This is a genomic window from Homoserinibacter sp. YIM 151385 (genome assembly GCF_027912415.1).
Classification (GTDB): domain Bacteria; phylum Actinomycetota; class Actinomycetes; order Actinomycetales; family Microbacteriaceae; genus Schumannella.
The window spans coordinates 316,233-342,296 of sequence record NZ_CP115175.1; the positions used below are offsets into that span (position 1 = coordinate 316,233).

Genomic DNA, 26,064 nt, shown 5'->3' on the forward strand with positions numbered 1-26,064 from the left:
TGCTGGGCGCTTGTTTCGAGCTAGGCCTCCGCACGCCAGCAGCCCGCGAGGTGGTCGTCGACCATGCCCGAGGACTGCATGAGGGCGTAGACCGTCGTCGGTCCGACGAAGCGGTAGCCGAGGCGCTTGAGCTCGCGGCTCGCGGTTTTCGACTCGGGCGTCTCGGCCGGCACCTCGGACCAGCTCGTGAGAACACGGCCGCGGGCCGCCGGTGCGAAGCCCCAGAGGAGGCGGTCGAGCGCCCCCGGCTCGGAGCGGACGAGCTCGCGCGTCACCCGCGCGTTCGAGATGGCCGCGAGGACCTTGGCGCGGTTCCGGATGATGCCGGGGTCGGCCATGAGCCGCTCGACGTCGGCCTCGTCGTACTCGGCGATCCGCTCGAAGTCGAAGTCGTGGAACGCCGTGCGAAAGGTCGGCCGGCGGCGCAGGATCGTGATCCAGGAGAGCCCCGCCTGGAATCCCTCGAGCGTGAGCTTCTCGTAGAGGGGCCGGTCGCCGTGGAGCGGACGCCCCCACTCCTCATCGTGGTAGCGCTGATACTCGGGGTCCTCGCCCGCCCAGGAGCAGCGGCTGACGCCGTCCTGCCCCAGCAGGACGGCGGCTCGGCCCGTCACGCGGCGGAGGTCTGCGCGGCGGGGCTCTGCGAATGCATGTCGCGCTCGGCGTCCGCGGTCTCGTCGAGGCCCTCGAGCGCCGTCTGCACGGCCGCCGCCGGCACCGAGTGCGCGATCCCCTCGTGTGCGAGCAGCCACGACTTCGTGGCGATGCCCTCGCCGCCGCTGTAGCCGGTGATCCGGCCGTCGCCCGCGAGCACGCGGTGGCAGGGGACGATGATCGGCACGGGGTTCGCCCCGACGGCGCCGCCCACCGCGCGGCCGGCCGTCTCGCGGCCCGTCGCCCGACCGATCTCGCCGTAGGAGACGACCTCGCCCCACTCGAGCTCCACGAGCTGCTCCCACACCGACAGCTGGAATGCGGTGCCGCGGAGGTCGACGGGCACGTCGAAGTCGCGGCGGTCGCCCGCGAAGTACTCGGCCAGCTGCGCCGCGGCGCGGTCGAGGACGTCGTCGCTCTGCTCCGGCAGGCCGTCGTGGGGGAGGCGGCCGTCGCGCTCGATCGAGAGCGAGACGACGGAGACGCCGTCGCCGCCGAGCTCGATGCGGCCGATGGGGCTGTCGAGGCGGCGGATGGACGCGGGGGCGGTCTCGGGGCTCTTCATGCGTGCGACTGTAGCCCCGTCCTCCGACATCGCGCCGGGCCGCTCCGGCATCCGTGGACGGGCGCCGCGTCCGGTCCCTGTGGAGGAGGGCCCCCTAGGCTCTCGAGCATGAGCATGGAGTACCGCACCCTCGGCCGATCCGGCCTCCGCGTCTCGGCCGTCGGCCTCGGCTGCAACAACCTCGGCCGCACCGGCACCGCGAGCGAGGAGCAGGCCGGCACGGACGCCGTCGTCGGCGCCGCGATCGACGCCGGCATCACGCTCTTCGACACCGCCGACGTCTACGGCGCCGAGTACGGGCTCAGCGAGCGCCGGCTCGGCGCGGCGCTCGGCTCGCGCCGCGACGAGGTCGTCATCGCCACGAAGTTCGGCCACGCCGACATCCCGAGCCCGCTGCCGAGCTGGGGCGCCCGAGGCTCGCGCCGCTACATCCGGCTCGCGGTCGAGGGCTCGCTCCAGCGGCTCGGCACCGACCGCATCGACCTCTACCAGCTGCACACGCCCGACCCCGCGACGCCGATCGAGGAGACCATGACGGCGCTCGACGAGCTCGTGAAGGAGGGCAAGATCCTCTACATCGGGCACTCGAACCTCGCGGCCTGGCAGCTCGCGCAGGCCGACGTGCTCGCCGACCTGCTCGGCACCGAGCACTTCGTCAGCGCGCAGAACGAGTACAGCCTCCTCCGGCGGGGCGCGGAGCGCGAGCTGCTGCCGGCGGCCGAGGAGCTCGGCGTCGGGTTCCTCCCGTACTTCCCGCTCTACAACGGCCTGTTCACCGGCAAGTTCACGCGCACCGAGCGCCCGGCCGACACCCGCATCGCCCGGCAGCGCCCGCACCTCGCGGAGGAGGCGCCCTGGGATGCGATCGAGGCCTTCGAGGCCTTCTGCCGCGAGCGCGGCATCACGATGCTCGAGGCGACGATCGGCTGGCTGCTCGCGCGACCGGCCCTCTCCAGCGTCATCGCGGGCGCGACGCGTCCCGAGCAGGTCGCGCAGAACGCCGCCGCGACGACCGCGTGGGAGCCGGACGAGGAGGCGCTCGCGCTCATCGACGGCTGGTTCCCGGCCCCGGCCGACTGACGCCGCCGCTCAGTTCATGGCCGCGAGCGCCCAGGTCAGGGTCGTCGCGTAGAGCGCCCATGCCCAGTACGGGATGAGGATGACGGCCGACACCCGGCGGACCTCCCAGAAGCGGAGCATGGTCACGAGGATCGCGGCATCCAGCAGCAGGATGATGCCGAGCGCGGCCCACAGCGCGGCGGAGCCGAGGAGCGGGTAGAGCCCGAAGAAGACGGGCGTCCAGATCGCGTTGAGCACGAGCTGCGCGACGTAGGCCGCGAGGGCGCGGCGGACGAGGCGCGGCTCGCGCGACCGCTCGCGCCAGACGAGCCAGGCGCTCACCGACATGACGGTGTAGAGCACCGTCCAGACGGGACCGAAGACCGCGTTCGGGGGCGTCCAGAAGGCCTTGTCGGCATCCGCGTACCAGCCCTCCACGTTGCCGGCGGTGGCGGTGCCGCCGAGCGCCGCGACGGCGAAGGAGATCGCGAGGAAGGCGAGGAGCACCAGTGCGGATCGCAGGGGACCCGGGTGCGCGGGGCGGGGGCCGGCGATGGCGGTCATGACTCCACGGTAGAGACGGGGACGCGGCCCGGGAGGAGCCTCCCAGGCCGCGTCGAGGTCGAGCGGGTCGCGTGCTACTTCTCGAGGACGACCTGGAGGTCGAGCGAGATGGTCACGTCGTCGCCGAGCATGAAGCCGCCGGTCTCGAGGGCGGTGTTCCAGCTGACGCCGAAGTCGTGGCGGTTGATCTTCGCCGTCGCGGTCGCACCGGCGCGGGTGCCTCCCCAGGGGTCGGTCGTGACGCCGCCGATCTCGCCCTTGAGCGTGACGGGCTTCGTGACGCCGCGGAGGGTGAGCTCGCCGGAGATCTCGAAGTCGTCGCCGTCGACGACGGGCGCGCCCTTCGAGACGAAGGTCATCTGCGGGTGCTCCTCGGCGAGGAAGAAGTCGCCGGTGCGGAGGTGGCCGTCGCGGTCGGCGTTCTTGGTGTTGACGCTCGCGACGTCGATGACGGCCTCGATGCTCGTGTCCGCCGGGTCCTCGGCGGTGACGATCGTGACGTCGAAGGTCTCGAAGGTCCCGCGGACCTTGGAGATGGCGAGGTGGCGGACGGCGAAGGCGACCTCGGAGTGCGAGGGGTCGAGCTTCCAGGTGCCGGCGACGAAGTCGGGGCGTGCGGTGAGAGTGGTCATGCCTCCATGCAATCGCATGGATGAGGCATTCATTCCCGATTCCGGTGACGTGTCACGAAAAAACTCGGGGAGCCGCGCCGCTCGACTCAGTGCCCCGTGAGCGGGCCCATGACTCTCGCGGCGAGCGAGGGCCGGCCGGTCGCGCGCTCCTCCGCATCCGCGGCCCGCATCGCGAGGAGCCCCGCGTTCGCGCCGAGGAAGCGCAGCGGCTCCGGCTCCCAGGAGGGCGAGCGGTGCCCGACCCACGGGAGGCGGACGAGCTCCGAGTCCGTGCCCGTCATGAGATCCGCGAGCGTGCGGCCCGCGAGATTGGTGGTGCTCAGGCCGTCGCCCACGTAGCCCCCGGCGCTCGCGATCCTGGTGACGGCATCCCAGCTCGCGTGCGCGTGCCAGTCCCGGGCCACGCCGAGCGGCCCGCCCCAGCGGTGGGTGACCGCGGCATCCCCGATCGCCGGGAACAGCTCGCCGAGCGTCCGCCGGAGACGCTCGAAGACGCGGGGGACCCGGTCGTAGTCGGGGCGGATGTCGCTGCCCCAGTGGTAGCGGGCGCCGCGCCCGCCGAAGGCGAGCCGGTCGTCGGCCGTGCGCTGACCGTAGATGAGCAGGTGCCGGAAGTCGGAGAAGGTCTGCCCGTGCCGGAGCCCGATCTCATCCCAGACCTCGGGCGCGAGGGGCTCCGTCGCGATCATGAGCGAGTAGAGCGGCAGGATGCGGCGGTGCAGCCGGGGGAGCGCCGCGCCGTAGCCCTCGAGCGCGATGACGATCGACTCGGCGCGCACCCGGCCGCGGTCCGTCTCGACGAGGCCGGGCGACCAGTCCCGCACCCTCGTCCGCTCCGCGATCCGCACGCCGCGCGACTCGAGTGCGCGAGCCAGGCCGCGGACGAGCTTCGCGGGATGCAGGCGCGCGCAGGCGGGATCGAAGACCGCACCGAGGGCGCCCGCCGCGTGCACGCGCTCCGCGCCCCAGAGCTCGAGCGCGTCGACGCCGAAGCCGGCCGCCTCCTCGACCTCCGCCCGGGCCGCGCGGAGCTGCACGCCGTCCCGGGCGTAGACGACCGTGCCGCCCTTCGCGAAGTCGCAGTCGATGCCGGCGGCGGTCGACGCGCGGCCCACCTCGTCGACGGTCGCGACCATCGCCCGCCGCATCGCGAGCGCCGCCTCACGGCCGTGCGCGCGCTCGAGCGACGCCGTCGATCGGGGGAACAGGGCGCTCGCCCAGCCGCCGTTGCGGCCCGAGGCGCCGAAGCCGGCGATCTCCCGCTCGAGCACGACGATGCGCAGCGCGGGGTCGCGCTCGAGCAGATACCACGCCGTCCACAGGCCGGTGAGCCCGCCGCCGACGATCGCGACATCCGCCTCCGCATCCCCGTCGAGGGGCGCGCGCGGCACGAGCGGCCCCTCGAGCGAGTCGTGCCAGAACGACAGCCCGCCATACGGGCTCTCGGCTGCCGGGTTCAGAGCCGCTCCCACGCCTCCGTCAGGACCTTGCGCAGGATCGCCTCGATCTCGTCGAACTCGGCCGGGCCGATCGTGAGCGGCGGGGCGAGCTGGATGACGGGGTCGCCGCGGTCGTCGGCGCGGCAGTAGAGGCCGGCCTCGTAGAGCGCCTTCGAGAGGAAGCCGCGGAGCAGGCGCTCCGACTCGTCGTCGTCGAAGGTCGCCTTCGTCGCCTTGTCCTTCACGAGCTCGATGCCGAAGAAGTAGCCGTCGCCGCGGACGTCGCCGACGATCGGGAGGTCGAGCAGCTTCTCGAGCGTCGCCCGGAAGACGGGCGAGTTCTCGCGGACGCGCTCGTTGAGCCCCTCCTCCTCGAAGATGCGCAGGTTCTCGAGCGCGACGGCCGCCGAGACGGGGTGCCCGCCGAAGGTGTAGCCGTGGTAGAAGGAGGTCTGCCCGTGCTTGAAGGGCTCGTAGATGCGGTCGCTCACGATGGTCGCGCCGATCGGCGAGTAGCCGCTCGTCATGCCCTTCGCGCAGGTGATCATGTCGGGCACGTAGCCGTAGGCGTCGCAGGCGAACATGTGGCCGATCCGGCCGAAGGCGCAGATGACCTCGTCCGAGACGAGCAGGACGTCGTACTGGTCGCAGATCTCGCGCACCCGCTGGAAGTAGCCGGGCGGCGGCGGGAAGCAGCCGCCCGAGTTCTGCACCGGCTCGAGGAAGACCGCGGCGACCGTGTCGGCGCCCTCGAAGAGGATCATCTCCTCGATGCGGTTCGCGGCCCACAGGCCGAAGGCCTCGGCGTCGGCGCCCTGCGCGTCGCCGACGAAGCCCATCTCCTCCGCGCGGTACGCGTTCGTGTTCGGCACGCGGAAGCCGCCGGGCGTGATCGGCTCGAACATGGCCTTCATGGCCGGGATGCCGGTGATCGCGAGCGCGCCCTGCGGCGTGCCGTGGTACGCGACGGCGCGCGAGATGACCTTGTGCTTGGTCGGCTGGCCCTGGAGCTTCCAGTAGTACTTCGCGAGCTTGAACGCGGTCTCGACCGCCTCGCCGCCGCCCGTCGAGAAGAAGACGCGGTTCAGGTCGCCGGGCGCGTAGTCGGCGAGCTTGTCGGCGAGCTCGATCGCGGCCGGGTGCGCATAGGACCACAGCGGGAAGAAGGCGAGCTCCTCGGCCTGCCGCGCGGCCGTCTCGGCGAGGCGCGTGCGGCCGTGGCCGGCGTTCACGACGAACAGGCCCGAGAGGCCGTCGAGGTAGCGCCGGCCCTGGGCGTCCCAGATGTGGTGGCCGTCGCCCTTCACGATCACGGGGACGCCGTGGCCGTCCTCCATGACGGACTGGCGCGCGAAGTGCATCCAGAGATGGTCCTTCGCCTTCTGCTGCAGGTCGGCGTCGTCGACGGACTCGACGGGCTGGACGGTGGTGGTCATGGCTATCTCGTTCCCCAGTTGTAGAACTGCTTGTGGAGCCTCAGGTACACGAAGGTCTCGGTCGACTGCACGCCGTCGATCGCGCGGATGCGGCGGTTGAGGAGCTCGATGAGGTCGTCGTCGTTCTCGCAGACGACCTCGACGAGGAGGTCGAAGCTGCCCGCCGTGAGGACGACGTAGTCGACGCTCGGCAGCTCGCCGAGCGCCTGCGCGACCCGCGTCGTGTCGCCGGAGACGCGGATGCCGATCATGGCCTGGCGGAAGAAGCCGAGCTGCATCGGGTCGGTGACGGCCACGACCTGCATGACGCCCGCATCCGTGAGCTTCTGCACGCGCTGGCGCACGGCGGCCTCGCTGAGCCCCACCGCCTTCCCGATCTCGGCGTAGGAGCGGCGGCCGTCCTCCTGCAGCTGCTCGACGATCGCCTTCGAGACGTCGTCGAGCACGATGGGCCTGGGGCGAGCGGACATGGCTTCGATTCTGTCAGTCGAGAGCGATGCGTACAAGCGGATCCGCAGGAAATCGGGATCTCGACGGACGGAATCCGCAGTGTCGCCGGGAGGGCGCGGCGGTTATGGTGGGGGCATGGCTGCCCGTGAACTGCGCAACTTCATCAACGGCGAGTACGTGGACGCGAAGGCCGATGCCGGCTTCGACGTCGTCGACCCCGCCGACGAGTCCGTCTACGCGACCTCGCCCGTCTCGGGCGCGGCGGATGTCGACGCCGCCTTCTCGGCCGCCGCGACCGCCTTCGAGAGCTGGGGCGACACGACGCCGGGGGAGCGATCCCTCGCCCTCTTCCGCATCGCGGACGAGATGGAGCGCCGCGCCGAGGAGTTCGCCGACCTCGAGTCGCAGGACGCGGGCAAGCCCCGCGCGAGCCTCGTCGAGGACGAGATCATGCTCTCGGTCGACCAGATCCGCTTCTTCGCGACCGCCGCGCGTCACCTCGACGGGCTGAGCGCCGGGGAGTACATGGCCGACCACACGAGCGTCATCCGCCGCGAGCCGATCGGCGTCGTCGGCCAGGTCACCCCCTGGAACTACCCGCTCAACATGGCGGTGTGGAAGTTCGCGCCGGCGCTCGCCGCGGGCAACACGAGCGTGCTGAAGCCCTCCGACACGACGCCGCAGTCGACGCTGCTCCTCGCCGAGATCGTCGCCGAGCACACGCCGACGGGCACGCTCAACGTCGTGACCGGCGATCGGACGACGGGCGCCGCGATGATCGAGCACCCGATCCCGCAGATGGTCTCCATCACGGGCTCGGTGCGCGCCGGCATGGAGGTCGCGAAGGCCGCCGCGGGCGACCTCAAGCGGGTGCACCTCGAGCTCGGCGGCAAGGCCCCCGTCATCGTCTACGACGACGCGGACCTCGAGAAGGCGGTCGAGGGCATCGCGATCGCGGGCTACTTCAACGCCGGCCAGGACTGCACCGCGGCGACGCGAGTGCTCGTGCACGAGAAGGTGCACGACGCCTTCGTCGAGCAGATGGCCGCCTACGTCCAGGCGAACGTGAAGACGGGCGCCCCGCGCGCCGAGGACACCTTCTTCGGGCCCCTCAACAACGCGGACCAGTTCGCGCGCGTGCGCGGCGTGCTCGACGCGCTGCCCTCGCACGCGGAGGTCCGCGTCGGCGGGACCGTCCACGACGGCAAGGGCTACTACATCGACCCGACGGTCGTCGCGAACCTCCGCCAGGACGACGACGCGATCCAGAACGAGATCTTCGGTCCCGTCATCACCGTGCAGTCCTTCGCGGACGAGGGCCAGGCGCTCGGCTGGGCGAACGGCGTGCGCTACGGACTCTCCTCGAGCGTCTGGACGCGCGACCACGGCCGCGCGATGCGCGCCGCGAAGCGCCTCGACTTCGGCTGCGTGTGGATCAACACCCACATCCCGCTCGTCGCCGAGATGCCGCACGGCGGCTTCAAGCACTCCGGCTACGGCAAGGATCTCTCGGTCTACGGCTTCGAGGACTACACGCGCATCAAGCACGTCATGTCCTACATCGGCGAGTAGGCCCGCCGACGCCGGGTCGCGCGCCGCGGCCCCCGCGGGGGAAGAATAGGACGATGGACCCGGAGCTCGACGACACCGTGCTGCGGCCGCGTGCCGCGGCTGCCGTGCCGGTCGAGCCGGATGCGGACGCGATCGAGGACGAGACGGTCCCGCGCGCGCGGCACCGCGCGCCCTCGGTCCCGGAGCCGCCCGAGTCCGCCGCCTCCGGACTCCCGGAACTCGTCGAGCCGGGGCCGCGACCCGAGCCGCCGGTCGTCGTGCCGGCCGAGCTCGCTCCGGCGGCCGTGGCCGAGCCCGCGCCCGCACCGGCCGCCGAGCCCGAGCCCGAGCCGCGGACCGGGGCCGCCGGGGCGGCGCACGTGCGCGTCGGCCACCACCTCGTCGCGATCGACCGCGTCATCCTGGTCGGACGCAGGCCCGCCGCGCCGCGCATCCCCGTCCCCGGCGGCCATCGGCTCCTCCGCGTGCCCTCGCCGAACGGCGAGATCTCCTCGACGCACCTCGAGCTGCGGCCGGCCGGCACCGGCATCCTCGTGACCGATCTCCGCTCGACCAACGGCACCCTGCTGCGTCGAGCCGAGGGCACCCGCCTCGTGCAGGGCGAGACCGTCGTCGTGCAGCCGCCCGCGAGCCTCGAGCTCGGCGAGGGCGCCGTGCTCGAGCTGATCGCGCCGGGAGAGGCATGACCGTCCTCGGCGCGCGCACCGGCACCGCGGTCCTCAGCGGCCCGCGGGGCGACCTCGAGCTCGCCTGGGGGGTCGCGACCGACATCGGCCTCCGGCGGGAGGCGAACGAGGACAGCGCGCTCGCGCAGCCGCCGCTCTTCGCGGTCGCCGACGGGATGGGCGGCCACGCCGCAGGGGATCGCGCCAGCCACGCGGTCGTCACGCGCCTCGCCGAGGCGGCGGACGCCTCGGGCCCGGAGCTCGCGGGGGAGCCGGCCGTCGAGACCGCGCTCGCCGCCCTCGACCGCGCCGCCGCCGACATCGACGCGCTCGGCGCCGAGCTGCCGCTCGGCGCCGGGACCACCGTCGCCGCGCTCGTGCTCGCCCTCGACGAGGACGGCGCCCCGGTCGGCGAGCTGCTCAACATCGGCGACAGCCGCGTCTACCGCTTCGCCCGGAACGAGCTCCGTCAGGCGACCGTCGACCACAGCGTCGTCCAGGAGCTCGTCGACGCCGGCCTCCTCGATCCCGCGCTCGCCGAGGACCACCCCGAGGCGAACGTCATCACGCGGGCGCTCGGCTTCCACGAGCCGCCCGCGCCGGACCGCATCCGCCTCGCGCTCGAGACGGGGATGCGGCTCCTCCTCTGCAGCGACGGCCTCACCCGCGAGGTCGGCGCCGAGCGCATCCGGCTCCACCTCGCGGCGGGGCTGGCGCCCGCATCCACGGCCGCCGCGCTCGTCGACGCGGCCCTCGCGGCGGGCGGTCGCGACAACGTCACGGTGCTCGTCGTCGACATCGTGCACGCCCCCTGAACCGGGCGCACGACACACGCCCCCCGTTCGGGGGTGAGGTGCGCTTCGGCGGCCCGGAGCCTGCCTACAATCGAGCCACCTGTGCCTGGAAGGGGGTCGAACATGGCGCGCCGTCTGCCGTCGCAGCCTCCCGTCCTGCCCGGGTTCAGCTTCGTGCACATCCTGGGCTCGGGCGGCTTCGCCGACGTCTTCCTCTACGAGCAGAACATGCCGCGCCGCCAGGTCGCCGTCAAGGTCATGCTCAACGAGGTCGTCAACGACCAGGTGCGCCAGATGTTCCAGGCCGAGGCGAACCTCATGGCGCAGGTGAGCGCACACCCCTCGATCCTCACCGTCTACCAGGCGGGGGTCTCCGCCGACGGCCGCCCCTACCTCGTCATGGAGCTCTGCTCCGCCGCGCTGAGCGAGCGCTACCGTCGCGAGCGGATCCCCGTGCCGGAGGTGCTCCGCATCGCCGTCCGCATCGGCTCGGCGGTCGAGACGGCCCACCGTGCGGGCGTGCTCCACCGCGACATCAAGCCCTCGAACATCCTGCTCACCGCCTACGGGCATCCCGTGCTCTCCGACTTCGGCATCGCCTCGACGCTGAGCTCGGCACGCGACGAGGAGGCCGTCGGGCTCTCGGTGCCGTGGTCGGCGCCCGAGGTCCTGCTCGACGAGACCCCCGGCTCCGTCACGAGCGAGGTGTGGTCGCTCGCCGCGACCGTCTACTCGCTCCTCGCGGGCCGGTCGCCCTTCGAGGTCGCCGGCGGCTCGAACACCTCTGCCGAGCTGATCGGCCGCATCGGGCGGGCGAAGCCGCAGGCGATCGCGCGCCCCGACGTGCCCGCGAGCCTCGAGCAGCTGCTCCGCCGCGCCATGTCCCGTCGCCCCGAGCAGCGACCGCAGAGCGCGATCGAGCTCGTGCGCGAGCTGCAGCTCATCGAATCCGAGCTCGGCGTCGCGCAGACCCCCATCGAGGTCGCGATGGACGACTGGGCGCTCCAGACGGTCGGCGACCTCGAGGAGCGCACGAAGGTCCGCGCCGTCCCGACCGGGGCCGCCGCCGCGAGCCGCCGCCGCCGCCGTCGGCAGGCGCTCGGGCGGGAGACCCACGAGGCCGTCGGCACGGTGCTCCGCGATCCGAGCCTGCCGCCGCGGCTCTCCCGCAGCCGCACCGGCGCGCCGCCCGCCGGACCGCAGGTGCTGATCTGGGTGCTCATCGTGAGCGCGGTGCTCGTGCTGGGCCTCGGCGCGGCCGCCATCGCCGTGCTCGTGCGCGCCGCGGGCGGGGGCGACATCCCGCGCGTCGCCGAGATCTCCGCCGTCGAGCAGGACGGCGCCGTCGAGTTCAGCTGGGACGACCCGGGGATCGCCGACGGCGACCTGTACCGCGTGCAGGTGCGCGACGGCGAGTCGAGCATCCAGGGGAGCCCCAGCTTCCGCGTCGCCGCCGTGCCCGGCGAGCTCGTCTGCCTCACCGTGTCGGTGAACCGCGACGGCACCTCGGGCGAGCCGAGCGCCGAGAAGTGCCTCGACGTCCAGGACGGCGGGTGATCGCGTGATCGGCCGCTGGATCGCCGCCCACCGCGGCGTCGTCGCGACCGCCGTGAGCGGGACCGTCATCGCGGCCGTCGTCGCGACCGTCGCGATCGTCTCCACCGGCTACACGGCGCAGCGGATGGACCTCGACGACGGCGCCGTCTGGGTCGCGAACGGCACGCGGCAGGTCATCGGCCGCGCGAACGTCGAGCTCCACGAGCTCAACACCGTCGTGCAGGGCGAGGGGCAGGACATGCGCGTCGTCCAGGATGCGCAGGGCGTGCTCCTCGTGGACGGCTCGAACGCCTCCCTCGACACGATCGACACCGCGACCTCGGAGGTGCTCGACACCATCGCCCTCCCGCCGGAGCAGCCCGAGGTGATGCTCGCGGGCGACATCGTGGTGATCGCGGCGCGCGGCACCGGCGAGGCCTGGATCCTCGGACGCGGCGACCTCCAGGGCTTCGACCCGCTCGCCGAGCCCACCCTGGCGTACGGCGCGGGCGCCGACTTCGCGCTCGACGGCGCCGGCATCCTCTGGGCGTACTCCGCCGAGGCCGCCCGCGTCTACCGGGTCGACACGGCGGCGGCCTCCGAGGCCGACACGAGCTGGGCGGCGGAGCTGCCGGACCCGTCCGACGACGTGCGGATCACCGCGGCGGGCGGGCGCTGGGCGGTCCTCGATCGCACGACCCGGCAGATCGCGACCGAGTCCGGCGTCGCCGACCTCACCGGCCTGATCCCGGCGGCGGGCGAGCCGCAGCTCCAGGAGCCCTCCGCCGACGGCGGCCGGGTCCTCGTCGCCCACGGCGAGGGGCTCGTGAGCGTCCCGCTCGACGGCGCGGAGCCGGGACCGCTCGCCGTCGGCCGCTCCGGCTCGGCCGCGGCGCCCGTGCGCATCGGCGGCTGCGAGTACGCGGGCTGGAGCGACGGCACCGCCTGGCGCCGGTGCGGCGGAGCCGAGACCGAGCTGTCGCTGTCCGGCATGCCCCCGGGCGCCCTCCTCGACTTCCAGAGCCGCCACGGTCACGTCCTCCTCTCCGACCGCCGCCAGGGCGCCGCCTGGGCGGTGCAGGAGTCGGGTCAGCTCATCGACAACTGGGACGAGCTCATCGAGGAGCGCCAGGACGAGCAGGACGCCGAGGAGGACGACGAGGACACGCCGCCCGACCTCGAGGAGCGCCAGCAGCCGCCCGTCGCGGTCGACGACGAGTTCGGCGCACGGCCCGGCAAGGCCAGCATCCTGCCGGTGCTGCTCAACGACTACGACCCCAACGGCGACGTCCTCGTGATCGAGGAGGTCACCGAGCTCGACGAGCGCACCGGCCGCATCGACATCGTCAACCAGCGCCAGCAGCTCCAGATCGCCCTCGAGGAGGCCGCGACCGGGAAGGTCGAGTTCGACTACCGGATCAGCGACGGCCGCGGGGGGAGCTCCACGGCGACCGTGACCGTCGAGGTGCGCGCCGCCGAGGAGAACTCGCCGCCCGAGCAGGTGCGCACGACGAAGACGACCGTCCGCGCGGGCGACCGGGTCGCGACGCAGGTCCTCGGCGACTGGGTCGACCCCGACGGCGACGCCATGTACCTCGCCTCGGCGACGAGCTCCGAGGGCGGAGCGGCGACCTCGAAGCCCGGCGGGGAGGTCGTCTACACGGACGGCGACGACGGCAGCCGGCTCCGGGATGTCGTGCTCGCGGTCTCCGACGGGACCGCCACCGGGACGGGCGGCCTCGCCGTCACGATCCGCGAGTCCGGCGAGGTGCCGATCATCGCCGAGCCCTTCGCCGTCCAGACCTCCGCGGGCGAGGAGGTGCAGATCGCCCCGCTCGAGCACGTGCGCGGCGGCAACGGCGAGGTCCGGCTCAACGCCGTGCCCGCGACGACCGGCGTCTCGGTCGAGCCGAGCTTCGAGCGCGGCACCTTCGCGTTCACGAGCGACCAGGTGCGCACGCACTATCTGGAGTACGTCGTCACCGACGACGAGCAGACGGTCACGGGCATCGTGCGCGTCGACGTGAGCGCGCCCCCGGACGCGAACGCGCGCCCCATCACCGTGCCGAAGACGGTCTTCGTCACGACGCTCGGCGACGAGCTCGTCGACGTCGCGGCGACCGACATCGACCCCTCCGGCGGCGTGCTCGTCGTGACGGAGCTGCAGGAGCCGCCCGCGGAGAGCGGCATCCGCGCCGAGCTCGTCGAGCAGCGGAGCGTCCGGGTCACCCTCGTCGGGCCGGTGGACGAGCCGTACACGCTCGACTACCGCGTGAGCAACGGCCTCGCGGACGCCGCCGGCACCATCACCGTCGTCCAGATCCCCCCGCCGGTGCAGCAGCAGGCGCCCATCGCGGAGGACGACCGCATCAACGCGCGCGTCGGCGACATCATCGACATCCCCGTCCTCGACAACGACGAGCAGCCCGACGGCTTCGACATCACCCTCCTGCCGGAGCTCGTCGAGGACGTCCCCGAGGGCGGCGGGCTGCTGTTCGCCTCCCGCAGCCGCCTCCGCTACCTCGCGCCCGAGACCGCCGGCAACTACACGGCCGTCTACGCGATCGAGGGCACGGACGGGCAGCGCGCCGAGGCGTCGGTGCAGATCTCGGTCCGCGAGCGCAACGCCGCGACCAACAGCGCGCCGCTGCCCCGCACCGTGACGGCGCGCGCGATCGCCGGCAGCCAGATCCTCGTCGATCTGCCCCTCGCCGGGATCGACCCGGACGGCGATGCCGTCCAGCTCCTCGGGCAGGACTCGAGCCCGGAGAAGGGCTCCGTCATCGAGGTCGGCGCCGACTACCTCGTCTACGAGGCGGGCGCGTACTCGGCGGGAACGGACGCCTTCACCTACCGCGTCCGCGACGGGCTCGGGCTCGAGGCGACCGGGACGGTGCGCATCGGCATCAGCCCGAGGGCCGCGGGCGGCCGCAACCCGATCGCGGTCGACGACGTCGTGACGGTGCGGCCCGGCAAGACCGTCTCCGTGCAGGCGCTCCAGAACGACTCCGACCCCGACGGCGGAGCGCTGCGGGTGGATGCCGTGGAGCCCAACGACGAGCTCGTCGCGGCCGAGATCATCGACGACGAGATCGTCGACATCACCCCGCCCGAGGCGCCCGGCCGCTACGGGCTCGTCTACACGATCTCGAACGAGTTCGGCGGACAGAGCTCGGCCTACATCTCGGTCATCGTCGACCCCGACGCGCCGCTCGCCCGCCCCGTCGCGCGGGATGCCGTCCTCACCGTCGCGGACGTCCTCGACCGGACCTCGATCGACGTCGACGTCCTCGCGGACGTCTTCTTCGCCGACGGGTCCTCGCTCGAGCTCGACGTCGGCGTCCTGCCCGGCTACGGCGCCGGACCCGAGGTCCAGGCCGACAAGCGCATCCGCGTCTCGGTCGAGGAGGAGCGGCAGATCATCCCGTTCTTCGTCTCCAACCCGGAGGACGAGCAGCTGCGCGCCTACGCCTTCATCGTCGTGCCCGGCACCGCGGACGCGCTGCCGCAGCTGCGCCCCGAGGTCGGCAAGCTCAGCGTGCGCAGCGAGGAGCCGCTCGTCATCGACCTCGACGACTACGTCGTCTCCCTCGGCAGCGAGGGCGTGCAGATCACCGATGCCGCGACGGTGCGCGCGACGCACGCGAACGGCGACGACCTCGTCGTCGACGGCGACACCCTCCGCTACACCTCGGCGGATCAGTACTTCGGGCCCGCGAGCATCGCGTTCGAGGTCACCGACGGGACCGGCCCCGACGATCCCGAGGGGCGCACGGCCGTGCTCTCGCTCCCGATCGACGTGCTCCCGCGCGAGAACCAGCCGCCGCTGTTCCTCGGCGCGTCCCTCGAGTTCGAGCCGGGCCAGTCGCGCGAGCTCGACCTGCTGCGGCTCACGAACTACCCCTATCCGGACGATCTCGACGAGCTCGAGTTCTCGCCCCTCGCGCCGCTGCCCGAGGGATTCACCTACCAGCTCAACGGCCAGCGGCTCGTGCTCACGGCCGACCCCTCGACCCCGAAGGGCTCGAGCACGTCGATGAGCCTCGGGGTCCGCGACGCGCTCTCCGAGGGGCAGGCGGGTCGCATCAACCTCTCCGTCGTCGCCTCGACGCGTCCGCTCGCGAGCCCGGCGCCGGATGTCGCGGTCGCGAAGCGCGGCGAGACGACCACGATCGACGTCCTCGCGAACGACCGGGCGACGAACCCGTTCCCCGGTCAGCCGCTCGAGGTCGTCGAGGTCCGCGGCGCCGACGGCGACTCGCTCCCCGACGGCGTGCGCGTCACGACGAGCGGCGACGGCTCCATCCTGCGGGTCCAGGTCTCGCAGAACGCCGCGCCGGCCGACGCGAGCCTCCAGTACCGCGTCTCCGACGCCACCCGGGATCCCTCGCGCGACGTCTGGGGGAGCGTCCGCATCTCCGTGCAGGACCGACCCGACCCGGTCGCGAGCGTGCGCACCACCGAGTTCGGCGACCGCAGCCTCAAGGTCACGTGGGAGCCGGGGTCCGCGAACAACTCGCCGATCACCGAGTACCGGATCCGCGTGACCGGCGCCGACTCCGGGGCCCAGCTCTCGACGACCACCTGCTCGGGGCCGGCATCGTGCTCGATCGCGACCCCCGGCAACGGGCCGAGCCACGCCGTGCGGTACAGCGTCGCCGCGGTGAACTCGATCGGCGCATCCGACCCGGTCGCGAACACCCGGGCCATCTGGTCGGACATCATCCCGGGGGCGCCCACCGGGCTCTCCTCGACGCCGCTCGACCAGGGACTGCGCGTGAGCTGGCGCAAGCCCGCGGAAGCCGGCTCCGCGAGCCCCATCTCCTTCTACGTCGTGACCGTCGGCGGCGTCTCCTCGAACGTCTCCGTCGACCCCTCCGACCCGGCGGGCACCTCCTACAGCCGCAACATCCAGGCGCCCTCGATCACGAACGGGAGCGCGACCAGCTACGCCGTCAGCGCCCGCAACAGCGCCCCCAACTCGCTCGCCACCTGGAACGAGGCGAGCTCGACCGGGCGCCCCGCCGGCGCGCCCATCGCGGGCGCCACCCGGCCCTCCGCTTCCAGCGAGCCCGAGAGCCCCACGACCGTCACGCTCGACTGGGCGGGCGCCTTCGACAGCAACGGCCGCTCCATCACCAACTACTACGCGGTCGCCTACACGGACTCGGCCCCCGGCTGCACCGTCAGCGGCGTCGACTCCGGCGACCCCGTCGTGTCGCCGCCGCCCGCCGACAGCCGCGTGAAGTGGACGGGGGCGGGCGAGGTCCGCGCGACCTTCTCGGGCCTCACCGCGAACCAGACCTACCAGATGCTCGTCTACGCCTACAACGGACAGGGCTGCACGGCGACCGCACCCGTCTCCGTGACCCCGCGCGTCCCGCCCGGCACCGTCACCTCGATCTCGACGAGCGGGCCGAGCGCGAACGGCGCGTCGACCTGGGACTTCACCCTCGACTCCTACACGGCGGCGCCGCCCAGCGGTGATGCCGGGAGCCTGTTCCGCTATCGCCTCATCGGCGAGGGCGTCGATCAGGGCTCCTCCGGGCGGCCCAGTCAGCTCGGCTCGCGGCTCGTCGCCGACAGCACGCACTACGGGCGGAACGTCGCCGTGCAGGTCAAGGCCTGCGCCGCCTACGGCGACACCGTGCTCTGCAGCACCGACTGGTCGCAGAGCTTCGCGCTCGGCGTCCCCGTCCGCAACGACCAGCTCGTCGGCCTCGCGGCCATCGTCACCGACCCGGGCGGCGTCGTCGACCGCGGCCGCGGGGAGTGGCGCTGGGATGCCGGACGCGTCGACAACGCGTACACGGCCGTCACCGTCTCCTGCGACGGCGGCACCACGCAGGTGCCCCTGACCTCCGGCCCCGGCACCTGCGACGTGCGCGAGCGGGCGCTCGGCGGCTACCCCGCCCTCACCGTCACCATCCGGGCCAACGGCGACAGCTACGTGCGCGAGTACCGCTGGAACGACTACGACTGAGACCTCTCGACCCCGAACGGAAGCCCCCAGACATGACCATGACGCCCGAAGCGGCCGCATCCTTCCAGGACGCCTTCGCCCGCCTCGTCCAGAACGTCGAGCAGGTCCTGCTCGGCAAGACCTTCGTCGTGCGCCTCGGCTTCGTCGCCCTGCTCAGCGAGGGGCACCTGCTGCTCGAGGACGCCCCCGGCACCGGCAAGACCTCGCTGGCGCGGGCCATGGCGCAGAGCGTCGGCGGCAGCTCGAGCCGGATCCAGTTCACGCCCGACCTGCTCCCCGGTGACATCACGGGCGTCAGCATCTACGACCAGCGCTCCGGCCGCTTCGACTTCCACCGCGGCCCCGTGTTCGCGAACATCGTCCTCGCCGACGAGATCAACCGCGCCAGCCCCAAGACGCAGGCGGCGCTCCTCGAGGTCATGGACGAGGGCCACGTCACGGTCGACGGCGAGGAGCACCCCGTCGGCTCGCCGTTCATGGTCATCGCGACGCAGAACCCCATCGAGCAGGCCGGCACGTACCGCCTCCCCGAGGCGCAGCTCGACCGCTTCATCATGAAGACCTCGATCGGCTATCCCGACCACGCCTCGACGCTCCGCATCCTCGAGGGCGCCGGCACCCGCGCGCACGAGACGACGCTCCCCGAGATCGTCGGCGCCGAGGAGGTCCTCGAGCTCGCCCGCCTCGCGCGGACCGTCCACGTCGACCCCACCATCAACGACTACGTCGGCCGCCTCGTCGAGGCGACCCGCACCGCCGAGGAGGTCCGCCTCGGCGCCAGCGTCCGCGGCGCGCTCGCGCTCACCCGCACGGCCAAGACGCTCGCCGCCGCGAGCGGCCGGCACTACGTCGTCCCGGACGACGTCAAGGCCCTCGCCGAGCCCGTGCTCGCGCACCGGCTCGTCCTCGATCCCGAGGCCGAGTTCGACGGCGTCACGAGCTCGAGCATCGTCGCGCAGATCCTCATCGAGACGCCGCCGCCGAGCGATCGGCAAGCCGTGTGAGCACGCCCCGCGAACCGGGGCGCTCCTCGCGCCGCGGCGCGACCAGGACCAGCGCCACCGGCACCCACCGGCCCGACGCCGTCACCACGACCGGCGACGTCGGCCTCACGAACACGCGCACGCGCCTCGTCGGCACGCGCACCGGATTCCTCGCGGAGGCCGTCGTCGCGAGCGTGCGCGCCGGCAGCGTCGTCGGGGGTGTGCTCCGCCGCGCCGGCTCGCGCCTCGCCGGGGTCGTCACGCCGCTCGGCTGGGTCGTTCTCGCGCTCGTGCCGCTCTGCCTGCTCGCGGGCTACCGCCTCGGCTGGATCGAGCTCGCCGCCGTCGGCTGGGCGGGGGTGCTCCTCATCGTCGTCGCCGCGATCGCGCTCGTCGGCCGGCCCGGGTACCGCATGACGCTCGAACTCGCCCACCGCCGCGTCGTCGTCGGCGACACCGCCGCCATGATCGTGCGGATCGAGAACCCGGGTCGGCTGCGGATCCTCGGCTCGACGGCCGAGATCCCCGTCGGCGAGGGGCTCGTCGAGGTGGTGGTGCCGGGGCTGCGCGGCGGCGGCGTCCACGAGCGCGAGACCGCGGTGCCGACCGTGCACCGCGGGATCGTCCCCGTCGGCCCCGTCCGCTCCGTGCGCGCCGACCCCATCGGCCTGGTCCGACGCGAGCTCATCTGGGCGGACGCCATCGAGCTCACCGTCCACCCGCGCACGGTCGCCGTCCCCTCCACCTCGACGGGCCTCATCCGCGACCTTGAGGGCGCCGCGACCCGCGACCTCACCGACAGCGACGTGTCCTTCCACGCCCTGCGCGAGTACCAGGCGGGCGACGACCGCCGCTACATCCACTGGAAGTCGACCGCCAAGACCGGCACCTACATGGTGCGCCAGTTCGAGCAGACGCGCCGCAGCCATCTCGTCGTCGCGCTGAGCCTCGCCTTGGCCGACTACGCCTCGCCCGAGGAGTTCGAGCTCGCCGTGAGCGCGGCCGGCAGCCTCGGCGTCCGCGCCATCCGCGACGGCCGCACCGTCTCCGTCGTCGTCAGCGAGAAGACGCCCGAGTTCGCGCGCCGCAAGGTGCTCGCGGTGCGGGGACTCGCGACCGTGCGCCCCGCCCGGCTCCTCGACGACCTCGCCGTCGTGCAGATGGCCCCCACGGCGCTCGGGGTGCGGGATGTCGCGCGCGTCACCGCCGATCGGGTCGCCGGGATCTCGGTCGCCTTCCTGATCTGCGGCTCGGTGCCCGCCGCCTCGGAGCTGCGCGCCGCGTCCTCCGGCTTCCCGCCCGACGTCGAGGTCGTCGCCGTCGTCTGCGACCCCGAGGCGAAGCCCGGCCTCCGCCGCGTCGCCGGTCTCACCGTGCTCACCATCGGCTACCTCGACGACCTCCGCGCGGCCATGGCGCGAGCGGCGGCGATCGCATGAACCCGCAGCGCGGCGTCGCCTCGGCGCTCTCGAGCGTGCTCTTCACCTGCCTCTCGGTCGGCATCGCCGCCCTCACGATGTGGCCGGTGTACCAGGGCGAGCGCTTCCTCGTGCTCATCGGCATCGGCCTCGTGCTCGGCACGCTCGTGGCCGCGGCGGGCGCCGCCTGGCGCTGGCCGGCCGCGGTCGTCGTGCTCGCCGGCTTCCTCGTCTTCCTCGCGGCGGGGGTGCCCGTCGCGGTGCCGGAGCGCGCCGTGTCGGGGGTCCTGCCCAGCCTCGACGGCATCCTCGAGCTCCTCGGCGCCGTCGCTTTGAGCTGGCGCCAGCTCCTCACCATCACGCTGCCCGTCGGCAGCTATCAGGCGCTGCTCGTCCCCGCCTTCCTGCTCGTGCTCGGCGGTGCCATCGTCGCGCTCTCCGTCGCGCTGCGGAGCCGGCGACCCGAGCTCGCCGCGATCCCCTCCGTCGTCATCCTCGTCGTCGGCATCGTCTTCGGCCCCGCGACCGTGCCCTGGCCCGTGCCGCTCGCCCTCGCCCTCCTCGCCGTCATCCTCCTGTGGTGCGTGCGCCTGCGATCGATGCGCCGTCGCGCCGCGATCCGACTCCTCGCCCCCGAGGTCCAGGAGCGCCCGCGCCGGCTCGAGGCCGTCGCCGACCGGATCGCCGGCGTGCGCAGCGTCGTCGCAGCCGGCCTGATCCTCGCGCTCGCGGCCGGGGCGGGGATCGGCGCCACCACCGGGCTCCCGCCCGCCGGGGAGCGCGATGTGCTCCGCACCGCCGTCGAGCAGCCATTCGACCCGCGCGCCTACCCGAGCCCCCTCGCCGGACTCCGCCGCTACCTCGCCGTGGAGCGGCGCGACGAGGTCATGCTCCACGTCGACGGGCTGCCCGACGGCGCGAGACTGCGTGTCGCCGCGCTCGACAGCTACGACGGCGTCGTCTACTCGGTCGGGAGCTCGCAGGAGGAGACCGCCTCCGGGAGCTTCGTGCGCGTGCCGACCTCCGTCGACCAGTCGGGCGTCGACGGCGTCGAGGTCGTGCTCGAGGTCGAGATCCTCGGCTATCGCGGCGTCTGGGTGCCCCTCGCCGGCGCCTTCGAGGAGATCGGCTTCCGCGGCGGGGATGCGCAGCGGCTCGCTGACAGCTTCTACTTCAACGACACGGGCGACACCGCCGCCGTCATCCGCGGACTCGACGCCGGCGACGCCTACCGCGTGCGCTCCGTCGTCGCGGCGCCGCTCTCGGACGAGGAGGTGGGCGCGGCCCGCCCCGGCGGTGCGCGCGTCCCGCGGCTCGGCGAGCTCCCCGACGGCCTCGCGCTGAAGCTGGACGCCTACGTCGACGACGCCCAGGAGCCGGGCGAGCGCCTGCTCGCCGCGATCCAGGGTCTCCGCGAGGAGGGCTACATCAGCCACGGGATCGACGAGGAGGAGCCGCAGAGCCGCTCCGGCCACGCCGCCGACCGCATCACCGAGCTCGTCACCGACGACCTCATGATCGGCGACGCCGAGCAGTACGCCGCCACCGCGGCGCTCATGGCGCGGCAGCTCGGCTTCCCGGCGAGGGTCGTCGTCGGCTTCGCCCCGGCGGCGAGCGGCAGCCCGATCGACGTGCTCGGCTCGGATGCGACCGCGTGGATCGAGGTCGACGTCGCCGGGCGCGGCTGGGTCGCGATCGACCCCGTGCCCCCGCCCCGCCCCATCCCCGAGGAGGACGACCCCGAGCCCGAGCAGGTCGCGCGCCCGCAGTCGCCCGTGCAGCCGCCGCCCGAGGATCCGGACCCGCGCGACGAGCAGACGCCGCCCGACACCTCGCAGCAGGAGCAGCAGCCCGACGACCGGCTCCTGCAGATCGTGCTCGCGGTGCTGCGGGTCGCGGGGATCGCCGCCGGTGCGCTCCTCGTCCTGCTGTCGCCGTTCCTCCTCATCGTGGGCGCCAAGGCGCGACGGCGCCGACTCCGGCGCCGCGCGCCGACGCCGGTCCAGCGGATCAGCGGCGGCTGGGAGGAGTTCCGGGATGCGCTGCTCGACCGCGGCTACGAGCCGCCGGCGTCCGCGACCCGCTCCGAGACGGCGCGGGTCTCGCAGCTCGAGCAGTCCCGCACACTCGCCGCGGTCGCCGACCGCGCGGTGTTCGGGCCGGGCGAGCCGGACGCCGAGGACGCCGATCGGGTGTGGACCGCGGTCGGCGGGATGCGGGCCGACCTCGATCGCGGGCGGAGTCGCCGGCAGCGGCTCGTCGCGCTCATCTCGCTCCGATCGCTCGGCGGATATAGTGGCCGGAGCCTGTTCACGCGCTAGCGTCCGGGCGTCCCGGGGGCGGACGCCGTGGGCAGGAGCCCGAGCTCACTGGAGTGCGTCATGAACTGCCGTCACTGCGGCACCGGACTCCCGCGCGGCGCCATGTTCTGCGCCGAGTGCGGGCAGGCGGTCGGGTTCACCGCGGCCCCCTCGGGTCGGACCTGCACCCGCTGTGCGACGCCGCTCGGGCGCCACGACCTGTTCTGCGGATCCTGCGGCGCCCTCGTCGAGCGGCCGGTCGAGCCCACCGCCGCGATCGGCTCGCCCCCGGGTGGCGACACCGTCCGCGTCGACCCCCTCGAGCTGCAGGAGCAGCGGCGCGCGGCGCAGGAGAAGGCCGCGCACGGCGAGCCGGAGCCGGAGCCGGCGGTCGCGGTGGAGGTCGCGCCCGAGTCGGAGGCGGTGCCCGAGCCGGCGCCGGAGGCGGCGCGCGCGCCTGTGCCCGAGCCGGAGCGCGAGCCGGAGCCCGAGCCCGAGCTCAAGTCGGAGACCTCGGTCGAGGCGGCACCGCACTCCGCGGCCCCCGCATCCTCGGCCCCCGCATCCTCGCCCTTCGCGCCGCGGGCCACGGTCGAGCCGGCCATCGACGCAGCCGTCGCGGCGGGGGCGCCGGCCGATCACGAGGATGTCGAGCAGACCCGTCTGGTCGCGCGCGGCCCGCAGCCGGTGCGCTTCGTGCTGCAGTTCAGCACGGGCGAGAGCGTCACGGTCTCCGGAAGCGGGCTCATCGGCAGGAACCCGGCGGCCGAGCCGGGGGAGTACGTCGATCAGACGATCGCGGTCCTCGATGCCGGGAAGTCCGTCTCGAAGACGCACCTCGAGTTCGGCCAGCAGGACGGCCGCTTCTGGGTGGCCGACCGCTTCTCGACGAACGGATCCGTCCTCCGCGCCCCCGAGGCGACGCCCCGACGCTGTGAGCCGGGTCGGCGGTACCTGGTCTCGCGGGGCACGCGCGTCGACATCGGCGAGCAGTTCTTCGTCGTGAGCTGACCCTCCTCAACAGGTCCGGCATCCCGCCGCCTCTCCACGGATCCGGCTCGGTCGGCACGCGGCCGCCGGCATGGCGGCTGAACTGTCGTGCATGACCTCCCGCCGTCTCGACCTGCCGCGCTTCGCCCTGCCGGAGCGGCGCCGGGCATTCCCGCTCGCGGCGGCGCTCGTGCCGGTCGTCGGCGCCGGGCTGCTCTGGCTCGTCCTGCGGACGCCGACCGTCCTGCTCTTCGCAGCGTTGGGGCCGCTCATGCTCGCCGCCGGGCTCCTCGACGCGTCCTGGCAGCGGCGGCGGGATCTCCGTCGCGAGACGGCGCGGGTCCTCCAGTCGCTCGACACGGCCGAGACGGAGCTCGAGGAGCTGCAGCTGGCCGTGCGAGCCGAGCTCGCGCGCCTCGCGCCACCTCCGGCGGGGCTCGCCTCGGCGGAGTCGCGCGGCCCCGCGGTCTGGGCGGACGGCGAGCGGCCCGTGCCCGTGCTCCTGGGCCGCGGCACGGTGCCCTCGGGCATCGAGACGGAGGGCGGCCGAGCGGCCGAGGAGACGCCCGAGCGGATCGCGGAGCGGATCCGAGCGATCCGGAGCCGTGCGCGTCGCGTGCCGGAGGCGCCCGTCCTGCTCGATGCGCTCGGCGGCATCGCCATCGCGGGACCGGCCGTGCCGGCGCGCGCCCTCGCGCGCTCGATCGCCGTGCAGCTGGCCGCCGTCACGGATCCGCGCACGACGCAGCTCGGCGGACCGCAGGGAGAAGCCTGGATCGCGGGTCTGGAGCACGCGGCCAGCGAGGAGGAGTCCGGGACCTTCCGGTTCCGCGCGCCGCAGCTCGAGCTCCTCGTGAGCTGGTGCGCGGAACCGGAGGACGCACCGCCCGGCACGCGCACGGTCGTGGAGCTCGCGGGGATCGACCCCGTCGCGGTACGGGTCGACGGGGTCGCGCTCGACGCCGCCGACATCGCCGGCGCACACCTCTCGCTCGTCCAGGCGCGGACGGCGGCGACCGCGATCGGGGAGCGCGCGCGCCGGCACGGGCTGCGCCCGGCCGCGTCGATGCTGCCGTCGCGCGTCGCCGCGTCAGACCTCGCCGCGCTCGAGGCGCCCGGGCCGTTCGCGATCCCGATCGGCGTCGGACCGGACGGCCCGCGCTGGGTCGATCTCGTGGCGGACGGCCCGCACGCCGTGATCGGGGGGACGACCGGCTCCGGCAAGAGCGAGCTCCTCCTCACCTGGATCGCCTCGCTCGCCGAGCGGCTCGCGCCGGATGCGCTGCAGCTCCTGCTCGTCGACTTCAAGGGCGGCGCCACCTTCGCGCCCCTCGCGGGTCTGCCGCACGTCGCGGGCGTCCTCAGCGACCTGGACGGCGGGCTCGCCGATCGCGCCGTCCAGAGTCTCGCGGCGGAGACCCGTCGACGCGAGGCGCTGCTCGCGCGGCACGGTGTCCGGGCGATCGAGCAGCTGCCCGCGGGAGTCCTCCCTCGGCTCGTCATGGTGGTCGACGAGGTCGCCGCGCTGCTCGCCGAGCATCCCGGCCTCCACGCGCTCGTCTCGGACGTCGCGGCGCGGGGGCGCTCGCTCGGGATGCACCTCATCCTCTGCTCGCAGCGTCCCGCGGCAGCACTCCGCGAGGCCGTGCTCGCGAACGTCGCGATCCGCGCCTGCCTCCGGGTCGCCGACCGCGCCGACTCGACCGCGCTCCTCTCGACGGACGCCGCGGTGCGCCTGCCTCCCGAGGCGATCGGCCGGGCACTGCTGTCGATCCGCGGCGCCGCTCCGGCGCTCGTGCAGATCGCCTCGGCCTCGGCCCACGACCTCGAGCGCGCCGCGCGCCGGCATCTCGGCGCGAGCGCGCCGCGGGCGCCGTGGCTCCCGCCGCTTCCCGTCGCGCTGCCCGCGTCGGAGCTCGCCCGTCTCGCCGCCGCGGCACCGGATCGGGGCCTCGCCTTCGCGATCCTCGACCGGCCGGAGTCGCAGGATCGCGCCGTCGCCAGGTGGGCGGCGGACCAGCAGGGTGCGCTGCTCGTGGTCGGCGGGCCCTCGTCCGGCCGGAGCACGGCGCTCCGCGCGCTCGGCGCGGCCCGGCAGGACGCGGGCGGCGAGGTGCTCTGGAGCCCCCCGCAGCCGGCGGATGCCTGGCAGCTCTGGCAGCGGGAGCTCGGACGAGAGGCGGGCGGCCGGCTCCGGCTGCTGCTCGTCGACGACGCGGACCGCGTCCTCGCGGCATTCGAGGAGGAGCATCGCGTCGAGGCGGCGTCGCTCCTCGCGACCCTCGCCCAGGACGGCCGGAGGCGCGGCCTGGAGCTCGCCGCGAGCGCGCGGACGGTTCCGAGCGGCGCAGGCGGTCTGGCCGCCGCCTTCGGCGCGAGGCTGCTGCTCGGGCTCCCGAGTCGCGAGGAGCACGCCCTCGCGGGCGGCCGAGCCGCAGCCTGGCGCCCCGGCCTCCCGCCCGGCCGCGGTCGGTGGGGCGAGCTCGAGGCGCAGGTGGTCGCGCCCGACCCGGACCGGGGGCTCGAGGCGCCCGCGTGGGAGCGGATCCCCGTCCCGTCGGTCGATCCCGCAGGCCGAGGGATCGCGATCGTCTCGCCGCGGGCGGTCGAGCTCGCGGGAGAACTGCTCGTGCGCGGCGTGCGCGTGCGGGTGCTCGGCGAGCCCGCGGCGGCGCGCGATCCGCTCGACCCCGACGAGACCGCCATCGGGGATGCCGACGCCTGGCAGTCCGCGCCCGGGCTGCTCGGTGAGGTGCGTCGGAGCCGCAGCCTCCTCCTGATCGGCTGCGGAAGCGCCGAGCTCCGGCTGCTCGCGCGCACCCGGCGGACGCCGCCGCCGCTCGCACGCGGGGATCGGCGGGAAGGCTGGCTCGTGCGCGCCGGCGAGGTCCATCGCGTCCGCCTCGCCGGGGGCGACGGCACGGCGGTCGGCGAGCACGCGTGATTCGACGGAATCGACCGTGAGAATCGGGTGGCGCGACGGATTCCGTGAAATCTGTGTTTCAGATTGCGCGAAATCGTCCC

18 protein-coding genes are annotated in these 26,064 nt (G+C 73.9%); 11 read left to right on the forward strand and 7 right to left on the reverse strand.

The features are described 5' to 3' along the window. Positions 1-20: 20 nt before the first annotated feature. Positions 21-614, reverse strand: a complete 594-nt coding sequence (locus OF852_RS01560) for a DNA-3-methyladenine glycosylase I (protein ID WP_271120060.1) — start codon at positions 612-614, stop codon at positions 21-23. Beyond that, positions 611-1,219 carry a methylated-DNA--[protein]-cysteine S-methyltransferase gene (locus OF852_RS01565; RefSeq protein ID WP_271120061.1) on the reverse strand — a complete coding sequence of 203 codons (609 nt, stop codon included), beginning with the start codon at positions 1,217-1,219 and terminating at the stop codon, positions 611-613. Before OF852_RS01565 ends, OF852_RS01560 begins: the two co-directional genes overlap by 4 nt. A 114-nt stretch (positions 1,220-1,333) precedes the next feature. On the opposite strand from OF852_RS01565, the gene OF852_RS01570 reads away from it, so the two are divergent. After that, complete coding sequence (locus OF852_RS01570) at positions 1,334-2,299, forward strand: aldo/keto reductase (protein WP_271121091.1); 966 nt, start codon at positions 1,334-1,336, stop codon at positions 2,297-2,299. A gap of 9 nt (positions 2,300-2,308) precedes the next feature. Here the strand turns inward: OF852_RS01570 and OF852_RS01575 are convergent, their stop codons facing one another. The 5 genes from OF852_RS01575 to OF852_RS01595 form a co-directional block, all read right to left on the reverse strand. Then, positions 2,309-2,842 (reverse strand): TspO/MBR family protein, encoded by a 534-nt coding sequence (locus tag OF852_RS01575; protein ID WP_271120062.1) that lies wholly within the window; start codon positions 2,840-2,842, stop codon positions 2,309-2,311. 74 nt (positions 2,843-2,916) lie between these two features. Further along, on the reverse strand, positions 2,917-3,474 hold the full coding sequence (locus OF852_RS01580; protein ID WP_271120063.1) for a YceI family protein: 558 nt from the start codon (positions 3,472-3,474) through the stop codon (positions 2,917-2,919). Between the two features lie 86 nt (positions 3,475-3,560). Then, entirely contained in the window at positions 3,561-4,865 is a 1,305-nt protein-coding gene (locus tag OF852_RS01585) for an NAD(P)/FAD-dependent oxidoreductase (RefSeq protein WP_271120064.1), read from the reverse strand. Between the two features lie 65 nt (positions 4,866-4,930). Next, complete coding sequence (locus OF852_RS01590) at positions 4,931-6,349, reverse strand: aspartate aminotransferase family protein (RefSeq protein WP_271120065.1); 1,419 nt, start codon at positions 6,347-6,349, stop codon at positions 4,931-4,933. 2 nt (positions 6,350-6,351) lie between these two features. Next, a complete protein-coding gene (locus tag OF852_RS01595; protein WP_271120066.1) occupies positions 6,352-6,819 on the reverse strand; it encodes an Lrp/AsnC family transcriptional regulator in 468 nt (155 codons plus the stop codon). 115 nt (positions 6,820-6,934) lie between these two features. Between OF852_RS01595 and OF852_RS01600 the strand changes: the two genes are divergently transcribed. The 10 genes from OF852_RS01600 (at position 6,935) to OF852_RS01645 (ending at position 25,984) form a co-directional block, all read left to right on the forward strand. Then, the gene (locus OF852_RS01600) at positions 6,935-8,371 is read left to right on the forward strand and encodes an aminobutyraldehyde dehydrogenase (protein ID WP_271120067.1); all 1,437 of its coding nucleotides are present in this window, start codon (positions 6,935-6,937) and stop codon (positions 8,369-8,371) included. Between the two features lie 53 nt (positions 8,372-8,424). Then, positions 8,425-9,057, forward strand: a complete 633-nt coding sequence (locus OF852_RS01605) for an FHA domain-containing protein (RefSeq protein ID WP_271120068.1) — start codon at positions 8,425-8,427, stop codon at positions 9,055-9,057. Then, positions 9,054-9,851, forward strand: coding sequence for a PP2C family protein-serine/threonine phosphatase (locus OF852_RS01610; protein WP_271120069.1), 798 nt, complete (start codon positions 9,054-9,056; stop codon positions 9,849-9,851). Before OF852_RS01605 ends, OF852_RS01610 begins: the two co-directional genes overlap by 4 nt. 102 nt (positions 9,852-9,953) lie before the next feature. Further along, positions 9,954-11,387, forward strand: a complete 1,434-nt coding sequence (locus OF852_RS01615) for a serine/threonine-protein kinase (RefSeq protein ID WP_271120070.1) — start codon at positions 9,954-9,956, stop codon at positions 11,385-11,387. 4 nt (positions 11,388-11,391) lie between these two features. Continuing rightward, positions 11,392-17,349, forward strand: a complete 5,958-nt coding sequence (locus tag OF852_RS01620) for an Ig-like domain-containing protein (RefSeq protein WP_271120071.1) — start codon at positions 11,392-11,394, stop codon at positions 17,347-17,349. Between the two features lie 32 nt (positions 17,350-17,381). Then, the gene (locus OF852_RS01625) at positions 17,382-18,353 is read left to right on the forward strand and encodes an AAA family ATPase (protein ID WP_271120072.1); all 972 of its coding nucleotides are present in this window, start codon (positions 17,382-17,384) and stop codon (positions 18,351-18,353) included. Next, positions 18,350-19,771 carry a DUF58 domain-containing protein gene (locus tag OF852_RS01630; RefSeq protein WP_271120073.1) on the forward strand — a complete coding sequence of 474 codons (1,422 nt, stop codon included), beginning with the start codon at positions 18,350-18,352 and terminating at the stop codon, positions 19,769-19,771. Before OF852_RS01625 ends, OF852_RS01630 begins: the two co-directional genes overlap by 4 nt. Beyond that, positions 19,768-22,071: a transglutaminaseTgpA domain-containing protein gene (locus tag OF852_RS01635; RefSeq protein WP_271120074.1), complete on the forward strand. Its 2,304-nt coding sequence runs from the start codon at positions 19,768-19,770 to the stop codon at positions 22,069-22,071. Before OF852_RS01630 ends, OF852_RS01635 begins: the two co-directional genes overlap by 4 nt. A gap of 60 nt (positions 22,072-22,131) precedes the next feature. Next, positions 22,132-23,061, forward strand: coding sequence for a double zinc ribbon domain-containing protein (locus OF852_RS01640; protein ID WP_271120075.1), 930 nt, complete (start codon positions 22,132-22,134; stop codon positions 23,059-23,061). A 91-nt stretch (positions 23,062-23,152) separates the two neighbouring features. Then, positions 23,153-25,984, forward strand: coding sequence for an FtsK/SpoIIIE domain-containing protein (locus OF852_RS01645; protein ID WP_271120076.1), 2,832 nt, complete (start codon positions 23,153-23,155; stop codon positions 25,982-25,984). Positions 25,985-26,064 lie beyond the last annotated feature (80 nt).

What these genes read in the sequence shown, in the direction of transcription:
- OF852_RS01565 (WP_271120061.1), bottom strand. Translation starts at nt 1,219, where the DNA reads ATGAAGAGCCCCGAGACCGCCCCCGCGTCCATCCGCCGCCTCGACAGC.
- OF852_RS01570 (WP_271121091.1), top strand. Translation starts at nt 1,334, where the DNA reads ATGGAGTACCGCACCCTCGGCCGATCCGGCCTCCGCGTCTCGGCCGTC.
- OF852_RS01575 (WP_271120062.1), bottom strand. Translation starts at nt 2,842, where the DNA reads ATGACCGCCATCGCCGGCCCCCGCCCCGCGCACCCGGGTCCCCTGCGA.
- OF852_RS01580 (WP_271120063.1), bottom strand. Translation starts at nt 3,474, where the DNA reads ATGACCACTCTCACCGCACGCCCCGACTTCGTCGCCGGCACCTGGAAG.
- OF852_RS01590 (WP_271120065.1), bottom strand. Translation starts at nt 6,349, where the DNA reads ATGACCACCACCGTCCAGCCCGTCGAGTCCGTCGACGACGCCGACCTG.
- OF852_RS01595 (WP_271120066.1), bottom strand. Translation starts at nt 6,819, where the DNA reads ATGTCCGCTCGCCCCAGGCCCATCGTGCTCGACGACGTCTCGAAGGCG.
- OF852_RS01600 (WP_271120067.1), top strand. Translation starts at nt 6,935, where the DNA reads ATGGCTGCCCGTGAACTGCGCAACTTCATCAACGGCGAGTACGTGGAC.
- OF852_RS01605 (WP_271120068.1), top strand. Translation starts at nt 8,425, where the DNA reads ATGGACCCGGAGCTCGACGACACCGTGCTGCGGCCGCGTGCCGCGGCT.
- OF852_RS01610 (WP_271120069.1), top strand. Translation starts at nt 9,054, where the DNA reads ATGACCGTCCTCGGCGCGCGCACCGGCACCGCGGTCCTCAGCGGCCCG.
- OF852_RS01615 (WP_271120070.1), top strand. Translation starts at nt 9,954, where the DNA reads ATGGCGCGCCGTCTGCCGTCGCAGCCTCCCGTCCTGCCCGGGTTCAGC.
- OF852_RS01625 (WP_271120072.1), top strand. Translation starts at nt 17,382, where the DNA reads ATGACCATGACGCCCGAAGCGGCCGCATCCTTCCAGGACGCCTTCGCC.
- OF852_RS01635 (WP_271120074.1), top strand. Translation starts at nt 19,768, where the DNA reads ATGAACCCGCAGCGCGGCGTCGCCTCGGCGCTCTCGAGCGTGCTCTTC.
- OF852_RS01640 (WP_271120075.1), top strand. Translation starts at nt 22,132, where the DNA reads ATGAACTGCCGTCACTGCGGCACCGGACTCCCGCGCGGCGCCATGTTC.
- OF852_RS01645 (WP_271120076.1), top strand. Translation starts at nt 23,153, where the DNA reads ATGACCTCCCGCCGTCTCGACCTGCCGCGCTTCGCCCTGCCGGAGCGG.